This window comes from Rhodococcus sp. NPDC060176, assembly GCF_042728675.1.
Taxonomy (GTDB): Bacteria; Actinomycetota; Actinomycetes; order Mycobacteriales; family Mycobacteriaceae; genus Rhodococcus_F.
The window spans coordinates 16394-40543 of record NZ_JBHWYS010000007.1 but is presented as its reverse complement, the minus strand read 5'-3'; the positions used below and the strand labels follow the sequence as shown (position 1 = coordinate 40543).

Below are 24150 nucleotides of genomic sequence, written 5' to 3'. Positions count from 1 at the left end.
TAGGTTATGCAACCCTATCTTTGATCAATCGGCGGACTGTGTCGAGTGGCAGCCGGTTCGGTCATTTCGCGCCGCAAGACCACAGCAATCGACGCAGGCCGTCGGTACTTTTTTCGGCAGATGAGAGAACGACGCTGTGCATGCTGATCGACGTTTCGAGCCCTTTCCGCTGACCAGCGCGCAACGCGGAATCTGGTTTGCCCAGCTACTGAGCAGTGATGTGCCGATCACGATCGCGCAGTACGTCGTCGTCGACGGGTCCCTCGACGCGACGGTGCTCGAAAAGGCCTGCGTCACAGCAGCGCACGAGTCCGGCTCCGGAATGCTGAAACTGCTCGAGGTGGACGGCGAACCTTTTCAGCAGATCGATCCCGAGCTCAGCCAGAGTGTCGAGGTCGTCGATCTGCGCGGTGAGCTCGAGCCGGAAACTGCTGCACACGAGTGGATGCGGAACGAGTACACCCGCCCCTTTGATCTTCTGACCGACCGATTGGTGAAGTCTGCCGTCCTGCGCGTGGGCGTAAACCGCCACTTCTGGTACTGCCGAATCCACCACCTGGTCCTCGACGGCTACGGTGCCATGAACTTCATGACGCGCATCGCCGAGTTGTACTCAGCCGATGTCGCCGGCCTCGAGGTCCGAGAATCCTCGGCGCATGATCTGGGTGCCGTGTACGCGACCGAGGCCGAGTATCAGCGCTCGCCGCGATTCGTCAGGGATCGAGATTACTGGGCAGCCAAGACGGCAGAGCTTCCCGAAGTGGGGAGCCTGGCCGGCAGGCGAATGGACGCCACGGCGGGTGCGGTCGTGGTCGGCCGACGACTTGACGGCGCGAGTGCGGTGGTGAGCGCGGACGGATTCTCTTCCGCGGCAGCGGTGGCTGCCTTCGCGCTCTACTTCGCCCGGGTGACCGGCACCGAAGACGTCGTCCTGAGTTTGCCGGTGACCGCGCGAACGAACAAGGTTCTTCGTGGTTCGGGTGGAATGATCTCCAATGTCGTTCCGCTGCGAGTCTCGGTGACTGCGACGACCACGGTTGCCGAACTGAGCGCGGCAGTCCAGCTGGAACTGACCGGTGCGCTCAGGCATCAGCGATATCGCACCGAAGACATGAGACGTGATCGAGGCGTCGGCGCCGAGCGTGGATTCTTCGGTCCCGCGATCAACATCATGAACTTTCACCCCGAAGTGGTTCTTGGGTCGCTGACCGGTCGATTCCACGTGCTGTCGACGGGTCCGGTGGAAGACCTGTCGGTCAACATCTATCCGAGTGCTTCGGGCGAGGCACCGCGAATCGATTTCGAAGCCAATCCCCATCTGTACGACGCGGATGACCTGGGCGTGCATGTTCGCCGATACGTCGACCTGCTGACTCGGTACAACCAAACGCTGCCAGGCACTCGCGTTCTCGATCTCGAGATCCTGAGCGAAGCAGAGCGGATGTCGCTCGTCCCGGCACGCGGATCGGCAGCGTTGAAGCCGATGACACTGCCCTCGATTCTCGCGCGCGGTGTCACGGCGTCGCCGGAGGGGATCGCACTGCGCTGCGGTACTGAGCAACTCACCTACCGCGAACTCGATCGACGTTCCAATGTCCTTGCTCGAATACTCGTCCGACGCGGAGTCGGCCCCAGTGACGGTGTGGCGATCGCGCTACCCCGATCGATCGATGCCGTCATAGCGTGGTGGTCCATTGCCAAGACCGGCGCCGCGTGTGTTCCGGTTGATCCGACGTACCCGATCGAACGAATCGCTCACATGGTGAGCGACAGTAATGCCGTTGTGGGACTCACTGATTCGACTGTCCGTCAGGCGCTGCCCGGTGATCTGGACTGGATCTCGATCGACGGTTTCAGCTATGTCGGGGACGAGTCCGTTGTCGACGATGCCGCCCGCACGGCGCCTCTGCGAAGTGATCACACCGCGTATCTGATCTACACGTCCGGTTCCACCGGTACGCCGAAAGGTGTTGCCGTCACGCACAATGCGTTGGTCGATTTCACTGCCTGGGGTCGTCCCGAACTCGGGGTCGGCGTGCATTCGCGCGTTCTGCGATTCTCCTCGGCGAGTTTCGACGCGTCCGTCTTCGAGATGATCCAGGCGTTCAGTGCCGGGGCGACGATGGTCATCGCTCCGGCCGATGTCTACGGCGGCGACGAACTGACCGAACTGCTGCGCAGCGAGCGCGTCACCCACATCATCAGTGCACCGGCAATTTTGAGCACCGTGGACGCCACAGGTCTGCCGGATCTCGAAGCGGTGGTTGTCGGTGGCGACGTGTGCCCGCCGGATCTGGTTCGGCGCTTCGGCCCGATCTGCCGGTTCTACAACAGCTACGGCCCTACCGAGTCGACCATCGTCATCACCACGACGCCTCCGCTGTCGTCGGATGAAGCAATCACGATCGGTTCACCCATTCAGGGCGCACATCTGATGGTTCTGGACCGCTGGTTGCGACCCGTGCCCGTCGGGGTGGCCGGTGAACTGTATCTCGGTGGCCCCGGATTGGCTCAGGGATACCACGCACGTTCGGCGCTGACCGCTGCGAGTTTTGTCGCCGATCCCCTCGGTGGTGGAACCCGGTTGTACCGTACCGGTGACGTAGTGCGCTGGAGCAGGGAGCTCACCCTCGAGTATGTCGGCCGCTCTGATTTTCAGGTGCAGGTCAACGGACTTCGGATCGAACTCGGTGAGATCGACGCAGTACTTGCACAACATGAATCCGTCGATTTCGTCGTGACGCTGGCCCGCGGCACCGTGTACTCGTACGTGAAGATCAAGCCGGGTTACAGCCTCGACGAAGAGGCTCTGACCGCGCACGCCTCTCGATTCCTGCCCGCTCACATGGTTCCCTCCCAGCTGGTACCGCTTGCCGAAGTACCACTGACCCCGGCTGGAAAGGTCGATCGCCGAGCACTACCGGAGCCTGACCTTCGTTCGGAGGCTCAGCACTACCGGGCGCCGAGCGGCCCGGTTGAGCGCATCATCGCCGATGCCGCTGCGTCTGTCCTCGGCGTCGAGCGAGTCGGTGTCGACGATTCGTTCTTCGCGCTGGGCGGAGACAGCATCGTTGCGATCTCACTCGTCTCACGCGCAAAAGCTGCCGGAGTCGTCTTCACGCCGCGCGATGTGTTCGAACGCAAGACGGTGGCTCGATTGGCCGAAATTGCGCTCCCGGCAGATGAATCCGTTGTACTCGAGGAACTGCCAGGTGGGGGAGTGGGGTTTGTTCCCCTTACCCCGATCGCAACCAAGATATTGAGCATGGCGGGCAGCATCGATGCCTTCTATCAGGCAGTGTCGGTCAGTATTCCTGCCGGACTTGATCTCTCGCGCCTCGCCGCGACTCTTCAAGTGGTTGTCGATCGACATGACGCTCTTCGCGCGCGCTTGCTGCCCGACAACTCCGGATTCGACATCGCCCCCAGTTGTGTCGTCGACACGTGGGTTCGGCGAACGGTCACCGAAGCGCAACCCGGTACCTCGGAGTTCGAGGAAGCTCTCACCGCGGCGGCCACGGACGCTGCCTCGCGGCTCGATCCGTACCGCGGCGTTACTGCGCAGATCGTCTGGCTCGATTCGGCGCACGATTCGGGCCGATTGGTCATCGTCATCCACCACCTTGTCGTCGACGGTGTCTCCTGGCGGATTCTGCTTCCCGACTTCGCCGCTGTGTGGCTACAGATCATTCACGGTGCCACTCCGGAATTGATGCCGGTCGGGACTTCGCTGCGCCGCTGGTCGCACGGACTCACCGACGTGGCACCGTCGGCGGAGCTCGAATATTGGCGCGAGATCGTCGCCGCCGATGTGTCACCCATCGGTTCACGAACTCTCGATTCGGACCGAGACCGGGGATCGTCCCTCCGTCGCGTGCGGGTCGACATCGACCATGACACGACGGATCACCTGTTGCGCTCGGTACCGTCGCACTATCGGGCCGGTGTCAACGACGGATTACTCAGCGCACTGGCCCTGGCATTTCGCACCTGGAGCGGATCGCAGCGAGTGCTCGTTTCGCTCGAAAGCCACGGACGAGACGAAGACGTGCTGCCCGGCTCGGACCTGTCCCGGACCGTCGGCTGGTTCACGGCGGCGTACCCGGTCCGCATGGATCTCACGGGACTCGGAGCGGACGCAGTTGCGGTCGTGAAATCCGTCAAGGAACAGCTGCGAGCCACACCGGGATCCGGGATCGGTTACGGGCTGCTCCGACGCGCAGGGTTGCTGACCGGTCCGGAGTCGCAGATCGGCTTCAACTATCTGGGCAAGATGTCCACCGCCGAGTTCAGCGACGAACTGAGGGCTGCCGGCTGGATTCCCGATGCCGGAATCGATCTCAACAACGGCAGTGGAAGCGATCTCGCGGTCAGCCACGCCATCGATATCAATGCCGTCGTCATGGACGGACCTCAAGGCGAGTTCCTTTCGGCGACATTTGCTTTCCCTGAAGGCATCTTCGAACTCGGTGCAGTCGAGGAGCTTGCGCGGGCGTGGCGCGTCGAACTGGAGAAGATTGTCGCCTCCGTCGGAGATCATGCCGGTCTCACTCCGTCCGACGTTCCCCTGGTCTCAGCGTCACAGGACGAAATAGAACTGTGGGAGAAGCAGTTCGGCTACCTGGAGGACATCTGGTCGCTGTCGCCGCTGCAAGCGGGATTCCAGTTTCACGCCAGCCTCACCGCCGATACCGTCGATGTTTACACCGGGCAGATCGTTCTTTCCCTGGGCGGGATCGTCGACAGCGAACGACTTCACCGGTCGCTCGCGAGATTGTTCGAGCGCCACGCCGCACTTCGGACCGCCTTCGTGTACGACTCGAACGGCGTTGCAGCACAGCTCGTTCTCGATTCCGTGACGACTCCATGGCGGGAGGTGCTCGGCGGTGATCCGCACGCCGTCGCGGAACTCGAGCGCACAACGCCGTTCGATCTGAGCGCGCCCCCGCTGCTTCGTGCAGTTCTGGTTCGCGAGAGTGTGGACTCCGCGCACCTGATCGTCACCAATCACCACATTCTCTTCGACGGTTGGTCCATGCCGTTGTTGGTGCGCGACCTGCTTTCGCTCTACGCCGCCGACACATCGCTGTCGGTTCCCGCTCGCTCGTACCGCACCTATCTGGACTGGCTTGCCGAACAGGACAACGGCGAGGCAGTGGAAAGGTGGATCGGCGCGCTGTCGGGGGCAGACGAACCGACGGTGATTGCACCACAGCGCGCAGAGTCCTCCGTGCACGCAGTTCCCGTGGACGTCGACGTTCCGCTGGAAGCCTCGTCGACCGAGGCGATCGTCGCGTTGGCAAGGCGCACCGGGGTCACGGTCAACACCGTCGTCCAGACTGCATGGGGCCTGCTGCTGGGCGGAATGCTCGGGCGCGACGACGTCGTGTTCGGCGCCACCGTGTCCGGTCGACCCGCGTCGCTGACCGGGGTCGAGGACATTCTCGGGTTGTTCATCAACACTGTTCCGGTTCGAGTTCGAGTGAACCTGGATGATTCGGTATCCGAACTGCTCGAACAAGTTCAGTCCGAGCAGGTTCGGTTGCTCGACAGCCATCACGTCGGCCTTGCCGAGGTGCAGTCGGCGGTGGGTGCCGGCGCCATGTTCGACACGTTGACGGTGTTCGAGTCGTATCCCGTGGACCGTTCGGCGCTCGAATCCGCGACGGATATCGCAGGGATGCGTGTCACGGGCATCGAGGTCGCAGATGCGACTCACTACCCGCTCGCGCTGGTCACCGTCCTCGAACCGAGCCTTCGTCTCACCATCGAGTACGCACCCGATGTGATGGACCACGACTCCACCCAGCGTCTGGGCCGACGCCTCGCGTTGATTCTCGCTGCGATGACCGACGAGAGTATCCGCATCCGGGACATCGACTATCTCGACGATGCCGAGCGTCGGCTCGTACTCGACGAGTGGAACGACACGTCCCACACCCTGGTTGACGCTACGCTGCTCGATCTACTCTTCACTGACGCTGGCGTCGTCGAGATGTCTGATGGTGCACTGACGTTCGGAGACACGACAGTCAGCCACCGCGAATTCCGTTCGCAGGTCAACGCCCTCGCTCGTCACCTCGTCGACTGTGGGGTCGGACCCGAGTCTCTGGTCGCGATCGCCCTGCAACGGAGTGCGCACTACGTGGTCGCGGTCCACGCCGTCATCGCAGCCGGCGGAGCCTATCTTCCGATCGATCCGAAGCATCCCGGCGAGCGGATCCGGCACGTGCTCGACATCGGAGCACCGTCGGTAGTCCTTTCGACGAGAGAGGATGCGGCTTCTCTGCCTGCGGGGATCGAGCCGGTGCTCCTCGACGAGATCGATCTCTCGCGGTACTCCACCGGGCAGATCCAAGACGTCGAGCGCCTCGGCAGCGTATCTCCGGATCACATCGCCTACGTGATCTTCACGTCCGGGTCCACCGGGAAGCCCAAGGGCGTTGCAGTATCGCACCGTGCGATAGTCAATCGTCTGCTGTGGATGCAACATCAATACCCGCTCGCGCCGCGCGATGTCGTGCTGCACAAGACACCGGCCACCTTCGACGTCTCGGTGTGGGAGTTGTTCTGGCCGTTCGTCACCGGTTCGAGACTGGTCGTGGCCGAACCCGACGGACACCGCGATGCTCGGTATCTGTCCGAGCTGATCGCTCGCGAAGGTGTCACCACCTTGCACTTCGTCCCGTCGATGCTCGACGTCTTCCTCGTCGACGGAGACCTCGAGCAGCTTCACTCCGTTCGTCAGGTGTTCGCCAGCGGCGAGGCACTTTCGCGTGCGACGGTCGTTCGTTTCCACGAGCGAATCGGTGCACGTCTGCACAATCTTTACGGTCCCACCGAAGCTGCCGTGGACGTGACGTTCCACGAGACGGACTCCGCCGCGGCAGGCCCGGTGCCGATCGGCGCTCCGGTCTGGAACACGCGGACCTACGTGCTGGATCGCCGCCTGGCGCCCAGCCCGATCGGCGTTCCGGGAGAGCTGTATCTCGCGGGAGTGCAGCTCGCTCGTGGCTATGTCGACCGTCCTGATCTGACAGCAGATCGCTTTGTGGCCAACCCTTTCGGTTCCGGGCGCTTGTACCGGACCGGCGACCTGGTCAAGTGGAATCCCATCGGCGAGATCGAGTATCTGGGCCGTACCGACTTTCAGGTGAAGCTTCGCGGACAGCGCTTGGAGCTCGCCGAAATCGACGCTGTCCTGTTGGAACTCTCGGGAGTTCTCTCCGCCGTCACCGTCGTACGTGAGGAACGCCTCGTCGCCTACATCACGGCTGATTCGGCGACCGACATAGCGCTTCTCGCCGGTCATTCGCAGGCGAAGCTGCCCGCCTACATGGTTCCTTCCGTCTTCGTGTTCCTGGATTCGATGCCACTCGGCCCCAACGGAAAACTCGACAGGCGAGCACTGCCGGAACCGGATGTGGCGCTGGGCGACTATGTTGCTCCGTCCACCGAATCCGAAAAGACGATCGCCGCAATCTTTTCCGAGCTGCTCGGAGTGGACAACATCGGCGTGACCGCCGATTACTTTGCGCTCGGTGGCAACTCGCTCACAGCTACGCGGGTCGTGGCGAGAATCAATGCGACGCTGGGATCCTCGCTGGGGGTTCGAGAACTGTTCGATGCTCCGACGGTCGGTGCGCTGGCTGAATTGGTCGCAGGCGGCGACCGACCCGGATTGCCCGGTCTCGGCCCGCGCCCGCGACCGGAACGGATTCCGCTCTCGCCGGCTCAGCAGAGAATGTGGTTCCTCAACCGATTCGATCCGGATTCCGGTGCATACAACATCGCGGCAGCGCTCTCGTTGGCCGGCGACGTGAACATCGATGTTCTGCGCCAGGCGATCAGTGACGTCGTCGACCGGCACGAGGTGCTGCGCACTCTCTACCCGGATTCTTCGAGCGGGCCGTACCAGCACATTCTCGCGCATGTGCCGGTGGTGCTCGAACCGGTTGATGTCAGCGACCCTGTTGCGGCGATCGGGGAATTGGTCGGCGCCGGGTTCGACGTCACCGCTGAAGTCCCCCTACGGGTCGCGCTCCTGCGGACTGCTGCGTCGGAGCACATTCTTGTTCTTGTCGTCCACCACATCGGTGGCGACGGATGGTCGATGCAGCCACTGGCCGCGGACGTGATGGCGGCGTACTCATCAAGGCTCGCGGGCATTGCACCACAATGGTCGCCGTTGAGCGTCCACTACGCGGACTACACGCTCTGGAAGATCGATTCTCTCGGCGCCGAGGACGATCCGGATTCGGAGGCATCGCGCCAGATCGACTACTGGCGCGGTGCATTGGCGAACATGTCGACCCGCCTCGATTTCCCGACGGATCGGCCGCATCCCGCGGTCGCGTCCTATCGAGGTGCGACGGTGTCATCGGTCATTTCCGCGCAGACGTACAGCTCTGTCGAATCTCTGGCTCGTCGCACGCGGTCAACACCGTTCATGGTGTTGCACACTGCCCTGTCGGTGTTGCTGTCGCGAATGGCGGGGGAGACCGACATCGCGATCGGCACCCCGGTCAGCGGACGTGGGGATCAGGCCATCGACAACCTCGTCGGCATGTTCGTCGGGACCGTGGTTCTTCGGACACAGGTGGATCCGGCTGCATCCTTCCGTGTTTTGCTCGAGACGACCCGCAACGCAGACCTCTCGGCATTTGCCCACGCCGACATTCCCTTCGAGCGTCTGGTGGAGGTACTCGACCCACCTCGCTCGACGGCGCATCACCCATTCTTCCAGGTGGTACTCGCGACCGGCGATCTTCCGACTCCATCCGTGCAGCTTCCGGGCCTTGTCGTCTCGCAGGTTGAGCTGGACACGCCGATCTCGAAATTCGATCTTCAACTGGATGTTTCGTCGCCAGGCCCGGACGGATCGGCGACCGCGACGTGGACCTATGCCGTCGACATCTTCGAAGAGCGGACTGTGCGCGAGCTCGCGGCTCGGTTTGCCGCCATTCTCGACACGGTTGTCGTCGAACCTGAATCAGTGGTCGGCGACCTCGATCTGCGGACGATGCCAGAGATCGAACGTCAGGGAGCTGCCTCTACGGTCGCGCTGACGGAACTGACGCTGCCCGAGATTCTTGCCGCCGGGGTTACCAAGTCGAACGGCGGTTCGGCCATGCTGTACGGCGACTTCGAACTCTCGTACGACGACGTCGACCGGCGAACCAATCGGTGGGCGCGGGCACTCCTCGCGCAAGGAATCGGCCCCGAATCTGTAGTGGCGATCGCCATTCCGCGATCAGCGACGTCCGTCCTCGCGACCTGGGCCGTCGCCAAGACCGGAGCCGCTTTTGTACCCGTCGACCCGAGCTATCCGGCCGAGCGGATCGACCACATGCTCACCGATTCGGGCGCGGCCCTGACGCTGACGGAAGAAGCGGCTGAGTCGTTGGATCGCGCCGACGTCAGCGACGCTGGAATTCTCGATTCCGATCGCACGTCACCGATTCGGATGGATCACACTGCGTACGTCATCTACACGTCGGGATCGACCGGCACCCCCAAGGGCGTCGCCGTCTCGCATGCGGGGCTGGCGGCGTTGGTCGACGAACAGATTCAGCGATACGAACTCGACAACCACAGTCGCACGATGCATTTCGCTTCGCCCAGCTTCGACGCTTCGGTTCTCGAATTGGCCATGGCTGTCGGTGCTGGTGCCGCAATGCTTGTTGTCCCCACCGGCATCTACGGTGGCAGTGAGCTTGCAGATCTCATGCAGGCGTCGAAGATCACCCACGCGTTTGTGACCCCGGCAGCTCTGGCCACGGTCGAACCGTCGGATGTTCCCGATCTCGGTGTCGTGATCGTCGGCGGTGAAGCCTGCGACGCCGCGTTGGTCGCGGTGTGGGCGCCGACGCGAAAGATGTTCAACGCGTACGGTCCCACCGAGTCCACCGTCATGGCAACCCTCGCTGGGCCCCTGTCGGCGACTGATCGGATCACCATCGGTACTCCCGTTCCCGGTACCGTCGCACATGTTCTCGACTCTCGCCTTCGTCCCGTTCCGGACGGTGTGACAGGAGAGCTGTATCTGAGCGGGCGTGGACTTGCCCGCGGTTACCACCACCGCGGCGACCTGACGGCTGCTCGGTTCGTTGCCGATCCCTCGCGTTCGGGGCTGCGGATGTATCGCACGGGCGACCTCGTGCGACGACGTGGAACGGAACTCGAGTATCTCGGCCGCAGCGATTCACAGGTCAAGATTCGTGGATTCCGCATCGAACTCGGAGAGATCGACGCGGTGCTCGCCGCCCACGCGGGAGTGCGAACTGCGGTGACGACTGCAGACGACACCGTCGGGCTGACCTCGTACGTGGTCGGTGAGCATCTGGATCCGGAGGAGGTACGCACCTTCGTCTCCGGCCGACTTCCTGCACACATGGTTCCCGCCTCGGTGATCGTTCTCGAGGAAATCCCGCTGACGCCGGCAGGCAAAGTCGACTACCGCGCACTGCCGGCGCCGACGGTGCGCCGGAATGCGTTCGTCGCACCGATCACGAAGACGGAGACGGTGATCAGCCGGATCTTCGGTGACGTTCTGGCCGTCGACAGGGTGAGCGTGGTGGACGACTTCTTCGACATCGGTGGAAACTCTCTCAGTGCTACCCGAGTGATGGGACGGATCGGCACCGAACTTTCAGTTTCCCTCCCGGTTCGGGTCCTCTTCGACGCCAGGACGGTCGCGGCCCTCGCCGCGGCAGTCGACGGTGCTCAGAGTGGTACCCGGCCCGCTCTGACGGCCGGGCCTCGGCCAGAGCGTATCCCGCTCTCGCCGGCGCAATCGAGTATGTGGATTCTCAATCGATACGATCCAGGGTCACCTGCGTACAACATCCCGCTCGTCCTTCGTCTGCGAGGGCAGCTCGATTCCTCGGCTCTGAGAGAAGCATTGTCGGACATCGTTCTTCGTCACGAGTCCCTGCGAACCATCTTTCCCGAAGATACCGCTGGGCCGTACCAGTCCATTCTCGGAGCCGTAGACGTACCCTTCCAGCACACGGTAGTTTCTCCCGAACAGGTTGACGAGCGGATTGTCGACGTTGTGCGTGAGGGCTTCGACGTCACCCGAGCAATTCCGTTGCGGGTAAACCTGTTCGAACTCTCGGCGGACGAGCACATCCTGGTCGCCGTGGTTCACCACATCGCCGCGGACGGTGCCTCAGTGGCGCCGCTCGCCCGGGATCTTGTTCTCGCCTACTCGGCACGGCGTTCGGGCACCGAGCCGTCACTGGCCCCGTTGGTTGTTCAGTATCCCGACTACAGCCTCTGGCAGCACCAGGTCCTCGGTTCGGAAAGTGACCGGACCAGTGTTGCTTCCGCGCAGGCCGAGTACTGGCGTGACCAGTTGGCCGGAGCGCCGGAACTTCTCGAACTGCCCACCGACTTCCCGCGCCCAGCGCTTGCGTCGCTGCGCGGAGCGAGCACCGAATTGGCGTTGACGCCCGAGATGGTCAGTGCGCTCCAGCAGGTGGGCCGCACACACGGCGCCACAACCTTCATGGTGCTCCATGCCGCCCTCGCGGTACTTCTGTCCAACCTCGGCGCGACCGATGACGTGGTGATCGGGACACCGATTTCCGGACGCGGCGAACCGGCGCTCGACGACGTGGTCGGAATGTTCGTCGGCACGGTGGCCCTGCGTAGCCGTCTCACGCCGGCGTCGTCGTTCCTGGATCTGTTGGCGCAGGTGCGAGCCACCGACCTCGCCGCATTCGAAAACGCGGACCTACCTTTCGAGCGGCTGATCGACATACTGCAGCCCGCTCGATCCCAGGCCCACGCGCCGATCTTTCAGGTGGCGCTTTCTCAGGAGCAGGAGGGAACCGCTGCGTTCGCACTGCCCGGTCTCGAGATCGAAGCTGTGGACACCGCAGTCGTTCCGGCAAAGTTCGACATCCAGATCACGATGGTCGAGCACGCTGATTCGATGAATCTCACCTGGACGTATGCCACAGATCTCTTCACCGGCGCGTCCGTGGACGGATTTGCACACCGGTTCCGACGGATTCTCGCGCAGATTGTCGCGGCCCCCGAAACGACAATCGCGGATATCGACCTACTGGACGAGGACGAATACACCAGACTGACTTCCGTATTCGGTCCGGCAGCCACGCCGATCCTCACTCTCGCGGATCTGTTGACCACACACTCGGAATCCGCAGATGTGGCAATCGTCTCCGAGTCGTGCGGTGAGATGACCTACAGCGAACTGGATTCGCGGTCCTCCCAGCTGGCGCGGATCCTCATCGAGCGCGGCGCCGGCCCCGAAACAGCCGTTGCTGTCTCTCTTGCGCGGTCGGCCGAATCCCTTCTCGCGCTGTGGGCCGTTGCCAAGAGCGGCGCAACCTACGTTCCAGTGGATCCGACGTACCCCGACGAGCGCATCGCTCACATGCTTCGAGACTCCGCCGCGCTGGTCGTCGTCACCGACTCGGAGACAGCACCAACACTTCCGAGCGGTATCGACACGATCGAGATCGACGACCTCGACCTTGATCGCTACTCCGCGGCGCAGGTCACCGATGCCGATCGGATCCGCACGCTACACACGGATCATGTTGCCTACCTGATCTACACGTCAGGCTCGACCGGTCTGCCCAAGGGCGTCGCTGTCACCCACCGAGGACTGTCTGTGTTCTCCGCTCGGACCCGCACCGATCTGGCGGCATCTCGACACTCACGGGTTCTGCGACTCTCGTCGTCGAGCTTCGACGCCTCCATGTTCGAGATGATCCTCGCGTTCACCGCCGGTGCGACGATGGTGATCACACCGCCATCGGTCATCGCCGGCGACGAACTCACCGACGTCATCCGCCGTCACCGCGTCACCCACGTGGTGACAGCGCCGGCGGCTATGACCACCGTCGAGGCTGGAACGCTCTCCGACCTCGAAACCGTCGTGCTCGGTGGCGACGTCTTCCCAGCACAGCTGCTCGGTCGCTTTCACAGCAAGACACGACTCTTCAACAGCTACGGGCCGACCGAGAGCACCATCGTCATCACCAAGACCGGGGCGCTTCTCGGTACCACGGCTCCGGTGGGTGACGGTGTGCAACACCATGACCGTTCACTCTCGACCGTCACGATTGGTACTCCGCTCGAAGGTGCCCACGTTCTGGTCCTCGATTCCGCCCTCGGACCCGTACCCGTCGGGGTCAGGGGCGAGCTGTATCTGTCGGGCCCCGGCTTGGCACGCGGGTACCACCGACGCGAGGGGCTGACCGCAGAACGCTTCGTTGCGAACCCCTTCGGTGCACCAGGCGCGCGGATGTACCGGACCGGCGACATGGTCACCTGGACCGACCAGGGCGAACTGGCGTACATCGGACGATCCGACGCCCAGGTTCAGCTTCGCGGACTCCGCATCGAACTGGGGGAGATCGAATCAGCGCTCGCCTCCGTCCGTGGAGTGAGTGCCGCCGCTGCCGCCGTTCATCGTCACGACACTCTCGGCGATCAACTCGTCGGATACGTGATCGTCGCGGACGCGGTGTCGGCAGAGTCCATCCTCGACGCCGTCGCAGCGATCCTGCCCGGTGCCACGGTGCCCACCGCTGTCATCGTGCTGGAATCGCTACCCCTGACTCCGGCCGGGAAGCTCGATCGCGCAGCACTTCCCGCTCCGGAGTTCATCGCCTCGGCGACGTTCCGGACGCCGACCACACATGCAGAGATTCGTGTCGCCAGCGCTTTTGCCGACGTTCTCGGAACCGACGCCGTCGGAGCAGAAGACAGTTTCTTCGAGCTGGGTGGAAATTCGCTCAGTGCCACTCGGGCGATTGCCCGCGTCAACACCTCGTTCGGGATCAAACTCGGCGTTCGAGCGCTGTTCGAGGCTCCCACTGTCGCAGAACTCGCTCTGCTGGCGGACTCGGCAGAACGCGATGATCAGCCTCGATTGGAAGCGCGACCGCGACCCGAACGTATTCCGCTCTCGCCGGCGCAGACTCGGATGTGGTTCCTCAATCGATTCGACACCGCGGCAGCCACGGACAACCTACCGCTCGCGCTTCGTCTGAGCGGAACCCTGGACGCGCCGGCATTGGCGCTCGCGCTTCTCGACGTCGTCGAACGCCACGAGTCCCTGCGCACCTACTATCCCGATACCGCGGACGGACCCCGTCAGGAGATCCTGACAACGCCTTCGGTGGATCTCGATCTGATACCGGAGGACGTCACCGAAGCCGAAGCGTTGGAACGGCTTTTCGCTCTTGCCGGCACCGGATTCGACGTGACGACTGCCGTACCACTGCGGACGGCTCTGTATCGAATCTCGGAGACCGAGCATGTTCTCGCCGTCGTGATGCATCACATCGCATCCGACGGATCGTCACTCGGACCCCTGGCCACCGACGTCATGGGTGCCTACGCCTCGCGTTCTCGGGGTGACGCGCCGCAGTGGGCGCCGCTGCCCGTGCAGTACGCGGATTACGCTCTCTGGCAACACGATCTGCTCGGGACCGAATCCGAACCCTCGGGTGATGCTCAGGCGCAAATTCAGTTCTGGACGTCCACGCTCGCCGGAATTCCGGACCTGCTGAATCTGCCGACGGACCGGCAGCGTCCGCCCCGTCAGAGCTATCGCGGCAAGGAGATTCACTTCACGATCGGCTCGGACACCGCCGATCGACTGCGTGATCTTGCCGTCGGATCAGGCTCGAGCCTGTTCATGGTCGTCCACGCCGCATTCGCCGTACTTCTCGCAAGGCTGGGAGACAGCGCCGACATCACCATCGGTTCGCCCATCGCGGGACGAGGACACGAGTCGTTCGACGCACTAGTGGGGATGTTCGTGAACACCTTGGCGCTTCGAACCCAGGTGAACACGGCTGCGCCGTTCACGGAACTTCTGAACCACACCCGCGATCAGGATCTCGCCGCCTTCGCACACGCGGACCTGCCGTTCGAGCGGCTCGTCGAGATCATCGATCCGGTCAGATCGACAGCCCGCCATCCGTTGTTCCAGGTGGCACTGTCCTTCCAGAACCTCACGCCGACAATGTTTGCACTACCCGGACTGCAGATCGCGGCAGTTGGCGCCCCAGTCGAGACGGCGAAGTTCGACCTCCACCTGACCGTCACCCCTGGGGACTCGGGTTCGATGTCGGCGTCGTTCACCTATGCAACAGATCTGTTCGACCAATCCACGGTGGCGACATTCGCCAACCGGCTGCTGCGCGTTCTCGATTCGATCGGGCGTGACCCGGGCGTTCCGGTGGGCGACATCGCTCTGCTCGGCGACGAAGAGGTCGCGGCCACCGTCGACACGTGGAACAACACCGACGCCGTCGTTCCGGAGACGACCCTCGCGGATCTGTTCGACGCCCAGGTACGCAGAACACCGAGCGCCGAAGCACTGGTTCTCGGTGACCGTCGTCTGACCTATGCCGAGTTCGATGCCGAATGCAACCGCCTGGCGCGGTATTTGATCGGAATCGGTGTCGGTCCGGAAGTGACTGTCGCGCTCAATCTTCGGCGCTCCGTCGAACTGGTCGTTGCCATGTACGCGGTGGTGAAGGCAGGCGGGGCCTACGTTCCGCTCGACCCGGATCAGCCGGCAGAACGCACGGCTCACATCCTCGAATCCGCAGCGCCCGCAGTTGTTCTGAACACTTCTCACGATTCGCTGGGCGGGCAGTACCACGTCGTGAACATCGATACTCTCGGGCTGGACGGTATCGACGGATCGCCGATTCGGGACTCGGAACGCCTCGCGGGCCTGAGCCCGGACAACATCGCGTATGCGATTTACACCTCCGGATCCACCGGAAAGCCCAAGGGCGTAGCGATCTCCCATCGAGCGATCACCAATCAACTCTTGTGGAAGCAGGATCAGTTCCCTCTCGATGCCGATGACCGTGTGCTCGTCAAAACCGCAGCCACCTTCGATCTGTCCGTCTGGGAGTACTGGTGGGCGTTGCAAACCGGTGCCTGCCTGATTCTCGCCGAGCCAGGAGCACAGCAGGACGGTGACTACCTCACGTTGCTGATGGAGCGCGAGCAGGTGACGACGCTGCATGCCGTTCCCTCGATGTTGTCACTGCTCAGTGCATCCGAGCGTCGGCTGCCGAGTTCTCTCACTCGGATTCTGTGCATCGGTGAGACCCTGCCGGTACAGACCGCCAAGCATGTGCGAGATCAGAGTTCGGCGCAGGTCTACAACCTGTACGGCCCCACGGAGGCTGCGGTCAGTGTCACGGCACACCGAACGAGCGATGTCGACGTGGCAACCGTTCCGATCGGAACTCCCGCGTGGAACACGAGACTGCATGTACTCGACGACCGCCTTCACCCGGTTCCGGTCGGTGTTGCAGGTGAGCTCTATCTCGCGGGAGTTCAGCTGGCCCGCGGGTACATCGGGGATCCGGGGCAGAACGCGACCCGTTTCGTCGCCGATCCGAACGGATCGGGTGAGCGCCTCTATCGAACCGGCGATCTGGTTCGGTGGAATGCCTCGGGCAGTCTCGAATACCTCGAGCGTGCAGACTTCCAGGTCAAGGTCCGAGGCTTCCGCATCGAACTCGGTGAGATCGAAACAGCGCTTCGTGCCGACCCCTCGATTCAGGATGCGGTAGTCACAGTCACGACATCTGACACCGGCGAACAACACCTGATCGGTTACGTCACTGCGGCCGCGGGCTCGGCCGTCGAGAAGTCGACCATCCTGACCAGACTGCGCGCCGCCCTGCCCGGCTACATGGTGCCGACAGTCCTGATGACACTCGACGCCCTGCCGCTGGGGAGTACGGGCAAGGTAGATCGACATGCGCTCCCGGAGCCTGTTTTCGAGGCACGTCGTTTCCGCGCACCGACCACACCGGCCGAACTGTCGGTAGCTGCCGCTTTTGCCGAGGTCCTCGGTGACGGAAAGACCGACGAAGTGGGTGTCGACGACGACTTCTTCGAACGCGGCGGCAATTCGCTCAGTGCAACTCGGTTGCTCGGGCGGATCAACGCCGTCGCAGGCACCGACTTGCCGGTGCGTGTGGTCTTCGAGTCGCCCACCGTCGCAGAGTTGGCAGCCGTGGTGGAAACCGCCGAGCTTTCGCGCCGACCCGCGCTGCGCTCACAGCCGAGGCCGACAAGGATTCCGCTCTCTCCAGCGCAGACTCGTATGTGGTTCCTCAACCGCTTCGATCCCGATTCGTCGGCGTACAACATCCCGGTGGTTCTTCGATTCGCCGGTCCGTTGGATGTCGAGGCGTTGCGCGCAAGTATCGCCGACGTGGTCGCTCGTCACGAGGTCTTGAGAACCGTGTACCCGGAGCATGACGGGACGGGATACCAGGAGGTTGTCGAAGCACCTGACGCTCTCGACGTTCTCGACATCATTGCGGTGGAGAAGGATTCGCTCCACGACGTGCTGGCCGGTGTACTGGGTGTGTCGTTCGACCTCACATCCGAGATTCCGGTTCGAGCGTCGCTGGTGCAGTTGGCGGAGTTCGAGTTCGTTCTGGCGATGACGGTGCATCACATTGCGGGTGACGGTTTCTCGATGGGGCCGTTGACGCGTGATGTGATGGTGGCGTACGAGGCGCGGTCCAGGGGTGCGGTGCCGTCGTGGGCGCCGCTGGAGGTGCAGTATGCGGATTACGCGTTGTGGCAGCTCGAGACGTTGGGTTCGGAAGAATCGTCGACCTCGCTGATCTCGCGACAACTCGCGTTCTGGTCGGACACACTCGACGGATTGCCGTCCGTCCTCGAACTCCCGTTGGATCGCCCCCGCCCCGCGGTGGCTTCCGGTCGTGGAGCGGTTCTGAACGCTCGTCTCGAACCTGCACTGCAACAAGCGATTTCCGAACTGGCCAGGCAGCACCGCGCTACGCCGTTCATGGTGTTGCATGCGGCTCTGGCTGTTGTACTGTCGCGGTTCACCGGCGATCTCGACTTTGCCGTCGGGACGCCGACGGCCGGCCGCGGAGAACGCGTGCTCGACGACCTGGTCGGCATGTTCGTGGGGACCGTCGTGTTGCGCACCACTGTCGACCCAGGTGAGCAGTTCACCGACTTGCTCTCCCGAGTCCGCGACGCCGATCTGCAGGCTTTTGCCCACAGTGACGTTCCGTTCGAGCGCTTGGTGGAGGCACTCGATCCGCTTCGTTCGCAGTCGTATTCACCGCTCTTCCAGGTCGGCCTCGCACTACAGAACCATCTCGATTCACAGTTGACTCTCAACGGGTTGCACATCGAGAGCATCGAACCTGCGGTGGTCAGCACTCAGTTCGACCTCGATTTTGTTGCGGCCGAACAGTTCGACAACGACGGTCGACCTTCCGGGCTCGTCGTTGCGCTGACGTACGCCACGGATCTGTTCGAGGAATCCACTGCCTCACGTCTCATGTTCGCGTTCGAGTCGGTTTTGACTACCGCTGTCGCAGAACCGGATCGGCGAGTGGAACTGTTTGCCGTGGAGTCTGTGGTTGAGCGTGGGTTGGTGTTGGGGGGTGTGAATGAGACGGATCGTTGTGTTGACGATGTGACGTTGGCGGGTTTGGTGGCGGCTGCGGTTGAGGTGTCGTCGGGTCGTGTTGCTGTGGTGTTCGGTGATGTGGTGTTGACGTATGCCGAGTTCGGTGTGCGGGTGAATCGGTTGGCGCGGTGGTTGATCGGGCGTGGTGTGGGTCCGGATGTTTTGGTGGGGCTTGCGGTGGAGCGTTCGGTGGAGATGATCGTGGCGATGCATGCGGTTGTTGCTGCGGGTGGTGCGTATGTGCCGATTGATCCGGAGTTGCCGGTGGAGCGGATCGGGTTTGTGGTTGAGTCGGCTGCGCCGCGGTTGGTGTTGACTGTTTCTGCGTTTGTGGGTGTGTTGCCGGCGGGTGTGGATGTTGTTGTTCTTGATGGTCTTGATGTGGGTGGGTTGTCGGGTGGTCCGGTTTCCGATGGTGATCGGGTGGCGCCGTTGCGGTCGGGTAATGCGGCGTATGTGATGTTCACGTCGGGGTCGACGGGTCGGCCGAAGGGTGTGTCGGTCAGTCATGGGGCGATTGTCAATCAGTTGGCGTGGTTGGCGGGGGAGTATGGGGTTGGTGCGGATGATCGGGTGATGGCGCGTGCTCCGTTCACGTTCGATGTGTCGGTGTGGGAGTCGTTTTTGCCGTTGACGGTGGGTGCGCGGTTGGTGGTGACGCGGCCGGGTGGGCATCGTGAGTTGGATTATCTTGCGGGTGTGATGGTCGAGCATGCGATTTCGGTGGCGGAGTTCGTTCCGTCGGTGCTTGCGGCGTTGGTGGCTGATGGTTTTGGTGGTGCGTTGGGGTCGTTGCGGCATTTGTTTGCCGGTGGTGAGGAGTTGTCGCCGGAGCTTGCGGTGGCGTTGGGTTCGTTGACGTCGGCTGCGGTGCATAACACGTATGGTCCGACGGAGGCGGCGATTACGACGACGGCGCATCGGATTGTGGGTTCGGTGTCTGGGGTGGTGCCGATCGGGACGCCGGTGTGGAATACGCGTGGGTATGTGTTGGATTCGCGGTTGCGTCCGGTGCCGGTGGGTGTTGCGGGTGAGTTGTATCTCGATGGTGCGCAGTTGGCGCGTGGTTATCATCGGCGTCCGGATTTGACGTCGGATCGGTTTGTGGCGAATCCGTTTGTGGTGGGTGCTCGGATGTATCGCACGGGTGATCGTGCGTTGTGGAGTGCTGCTGGGTCGTTGGTGTATTTGGGTCGGACGGATTTTCAGGTGAAGATTCGTGGGGTGCGGATCGAGCTCGGTGAGATCGAGTCGGCGTTGGCTGGGTTGCCGGGTGTTTCGGGTGCTGTGGTGGTGGTGCATGGGGGGAGTCGTCTGGTCGGGTATGTGACGGCTGGGTCCTCGGCCGATGCGGGTAGTTCTGTGGATTCGGTGGGGGCGCGGGCTGCGGTGGGGTTGGTGCTTCCGTCGTACATGGTTCCGGATGTGGTGGTTGTCGTTGATGAGTTCCCGTTGTCGAGTGCGGGGAAGTTGGATCGGAAGGCGTTGCCGGAGCCTGTTTTTGGTTCGCGGGTGTTTCGGGCGCCGGTTTCTGGTTCGGAGCGTGTGGTGGCTGCTGCGTTTGCGGTGGTGTTGGGGTGTGGGTCGAGGGTTGGGTTGGATGATGATTTCTTCGTGTTGGGTGGTAATTCGCTGAATGCGACCAGACTCATCAGCCGCATCAATCAACACGCCGGTAGCGCGTTACCGCTTCGCGCGTTGTTCGATCATCCATCCGTGGTGGAACTTGCTGCGGCACTCGATAATGCAGAGCGTGCCGATCGGCTCGCCCTCCTTGCGCACGCACGCCCGGAACAGATTCCACTCTCGCTCGCGCAGAATCGGATGTGGTTCCTCAATCAATACGACGTCGCGTCTGCGGCCTACAACATTCCGTTGGCTATCCGACTCTCAGGTGCCGTCGATGTCCCTGCACTTCGTGGTGCGGTGGGCGACGTCCTGGCACGCCACGAGTCGCTGCGTACGATGTTCCCCGACAACGGCGACGGCCCCGTCCAGGTCATCCTGCCTCCCGAAAACGTCGAGTTCGATCTGAGCCCGATCGATGTCGACCGAGGCAATCTCGATACGCGCATACTCGGCGTCCTTTCCGAAGGCTTCGACGTCACAGCCTCGGTCCCGATTCGGATGAAGCTGTTCCGAGTCGAAGAATTCGAGCATGTGCTCGTGATGTCGGTCCATCACATCAGTGCGGACGGTGTGTCCATGGCGCCGTTGGCTCGGGACGTGATGGTTGCCTACTCGGCGCGGCTCACCGGCCAGCCGCCCTTCTGGGCGCCGCTGGAGATCCAGTATGCCGACTTTGCGCTGTGGCAGCGGGCGCTCCTCGGTGACGAGGCGGACCCGAACAGCATCGCATCGACTCAAATCGACTACTGGAAAACAACGTTGGACGGGATCCCGGACGTACTGGAATTGCCGACCGATCGACCACGCCCGGCGGTGGCCACCCAGAACGGTGCGATGGTTCGCTTCGACATCGCGCCCGAAGTCATGGATCGCGTACGTGAGATCGCCGATCTCCATCACGCAAGTGTGTTCATGGTGATCCACGCGGTGTATGCGGCGCTGCTGGCGAGATTGTCGGCGAGCACCGACATCGTCGTCGGCACACCGGTGTCCGGACGAGGTGAGGCCGCTGTCGAGGATTTGATCGGAATGTTTGTCGGCACAGTCGTTCTGCGAACAGATGTCGACTCCGCACTGACGTTCTCGGCGTTGCTGGATCAGGTGCGTGACCGAGATCTGAGCGCATTCGGCCACGTCGATGTGCCCTTCGAGAGGCTTGTCGATGTTCTCAAACCTGTTCGCTCACAGGCTCACACACCGCTGTTCCAAGTTGCGCTGGCCTACGAGTACATCGAGGACGCTGTCTTCGAGCTTCCTGACCTTCGTGTGTCGGCTCTCGAATTCGACGTCACTCCAGCTCAATTCGATCTTGCCTTGACGCTGTTCGAGACCGCGGAATCCGAAGGCTCAGACACCGCGCCGGTGACGGTGAGTGGATCGCTGACCTACGCAACCGATCTGTTCGACCGGTCCACGGTTGCATTGTTTGCCGAGCGATTCGTCATGCTGCTCGAGCAACTAACCGAAGACCCTGCCAGAGTTCTCGGTCATGTCGACATTCTGAATCGTGACGAGCAGAACCTGCTGGTGCCGGTACGAGGCCTGGCGGCGGCGCATCCGGCGACGCTTTCCGAGCTGATTTTTGCTGCGGTCTCGTCGAATCCGACGGGGATCGCCTTCCTGTGGAATGACCGCGCCGTCACCTACGCAGAAGCCGACGAACTCTCGACCCGTATGGCTCACGTTCTCTTGGAACGAGAAGTCTCGCCGGAAACATTTGTGGCTCTCGCTCTTCCGCGATCACTCGAGTCTGTGCTCGCAGTCTGGGCAGTGGCCAAGACCGGTGCCGCGTATCTGCCGGTCGACCCGAGCTATCCGGCCGAGCGCATCGAGCACGTCCTCGGAGACTCTCGGGCAAAGCTCGGTGTGACGATTGCCGAGCATCGTCGGTTCCTGCCCGACGACGTCGAATGGCTGATTCTCGAGGACATCGCCGAAGAACTGGCGGCAGCCCCGGTGAGCCCTCTCGACACACCCGCACGACTCGACAATCCGGCATACATGATCTACACCTCGGGTTCGACGGGGAAGCCGAAGGGAGTCGTAGTCACCCACGGTGGTCTCGCGAACCTTGCAGCCGAACGCCGTGAGCACTATCGCGTCGACTCGCACTCACGATTCCTGCACAACACCTCGCCGAGCTTCGACATGTCGGTGGGTGAAATGATGTCGGCGCTCTCCGCGGCCGCGACTCTGGTCGTCACACCACCCTCCATTATCGGCGGCGACGAGTTGTCGCGGTTCATGATCGACCGCGAGGTCACCCACGCACTGATCACTCCGGCGATGTTGACGTCGATGGAACCGGAAGGGCTCGAGGAGCTTCGAGTTCTCGGTGTCGGCGGTGAAGCGGTTTCCGCCGAACTGGTCAATCGTTGGCAGCCTGGTCGAACCATGCTCAACGGGTACGGACCAACCGAGGCCACCGACATCTCCACCGTCGGTGATCTTGTCGCGGGGAAGCCGGTCACGATCGGATCGCCCGTACGCGGTTTCGGCACGGTGATCCTCGACGCTCGACTGCTACCGGTGCCGATCGGGACACCGGGTGAGCTGTACGTGTCGGGGCCGGCTCTCGCCCGGGGATACCACGATCAGCCCGTGCTCACGGCGACCCGATTTGTTCCCAACCCGCATGGGCAGCCGGGGGATCGTATGTATCGAACGGGTGACATCGCAGCGTGGACACCCGAACTCACCATCGAGTATCGGGGCAGGACCGACAGTCAGGTCAAGATTCGTGGTCACCGCATCGAACTCGGTGAGATAGATGCGGCACTGCACGCCCACCCGGACGTCGATGTGGCCATGGCCCTCGGCAGGCGGACACCGTCCGGGGACACTGCGCTGGTGGCGTACGTCGTGCCGGCGCCGGGAACTGCGCCGGAGGCGGGCCACGTCATCGCATTCGTATCCGAGTTCTTGCCGCGTCACATGATCCCGAGTGCCGTCGTCTTCATCGACAAGGTGCCGACAACACCGACAGGGAAGGTCGACGAGAAGGCATTGCCGACTCCTGATTTTGCGTCGAAGATCGTGTATCGGGAACCGAGCACACTTTCGGAAATCGCTGTGGCCAGGGCCTTCTCTGAGGTTCTCGAAATCGCTGACATCGGCGCCGACGACAACTTTTTCGAACTCGGTGGCAACTCACTGTCGGCGATTCGGGTGGTGACAAAGCTGCGGGCATCCCTCGCCCGCGAGATACCGCTGCAGTGGTTGATGACCGAGCCGACTCCGGCGTCGATTGCGATGCGTATCGATTCCCGACAAGACACTGCCGGTGCGCTGGACGTAGTCTTCCCGATTCGAACCACCGGTGAACGGCCGCCCATGTTCTTCGTCCATCCGATCATCGGCCTGGCCTGGAGTTACGCCGGCTTGGCGCCGTATATCGATTCGGCAACTCCGATGTACGGAATCCAAACTCCGGCAGTTTCGTCCGCGGACCCGTTGCCGGAGTCCATCGAACTCACCGCTGCCAGGTATCTCGAGGAGGTGCGGCGAATCCAGCGTGAAGGCCCCTACCACCTCGCCGGTTGGTCGCTGGGTGGAGTGATCGCACATTCGATGGCGGTGCAATTGCAGGCAGCGGGCGAGTCGGTCGATTCGTTGGTGATGCTGGACAGCTTCGCCCCTGCCGCTGAAGACAGTGAAGACACTGAAGGCACTGAAGGCACTGAAGATTCGGACGCAGAAGACGTCTCGGATTTGGGACTCGAGTTCGCGCAAGCCATGGGTGAACTGACTGCGGAAAACGTCGGCAGGCTTGTCTTTGCGGCCCAGCACAACGACACGTTGATGAAGACCAGTCAGCCAGGGATCTTCGATGGTGACGTGCTGTACTTCACTGCAGCGCTGGATGATCCGTGGCTGAACCGTGGAGCCGATTCATGGCGTGCGTACGTGAGCGGGGATATCGTGAATCATCCCGTCGAGTGCACTCACTGGGACATCACCTCACCCGCTGCGCTCGAGACCGTTGGTCCGTTGATCGCGCACAGCTTGGAGAGGATTCGCGGGATGTCCTGAGTCGC

1 protein-coding gene is annotated in these 24150 nt (G+C 62.6%); it reads left to right on the top strand.

The window, feature by feature from the left end; all coding sequences use genetic code 11:
* The first annotated feature begins 136 nt into the window (after positions 1-136).
* The gene (locus ACFWEM_RS26200; protein ID WP_378538657.1) at positions 137-24145 is read left to right on the top strand and encodes a non-ribosomal peptide synthase/polyketide synthase; all 24009 of its coding nucleotides are present in this window, start codon (positions 137-139) and stop codon (positions 24143-24145) included.
* The last annotated feature ends 5 nt before the right edge of the window (positions 24146-24150 follow it).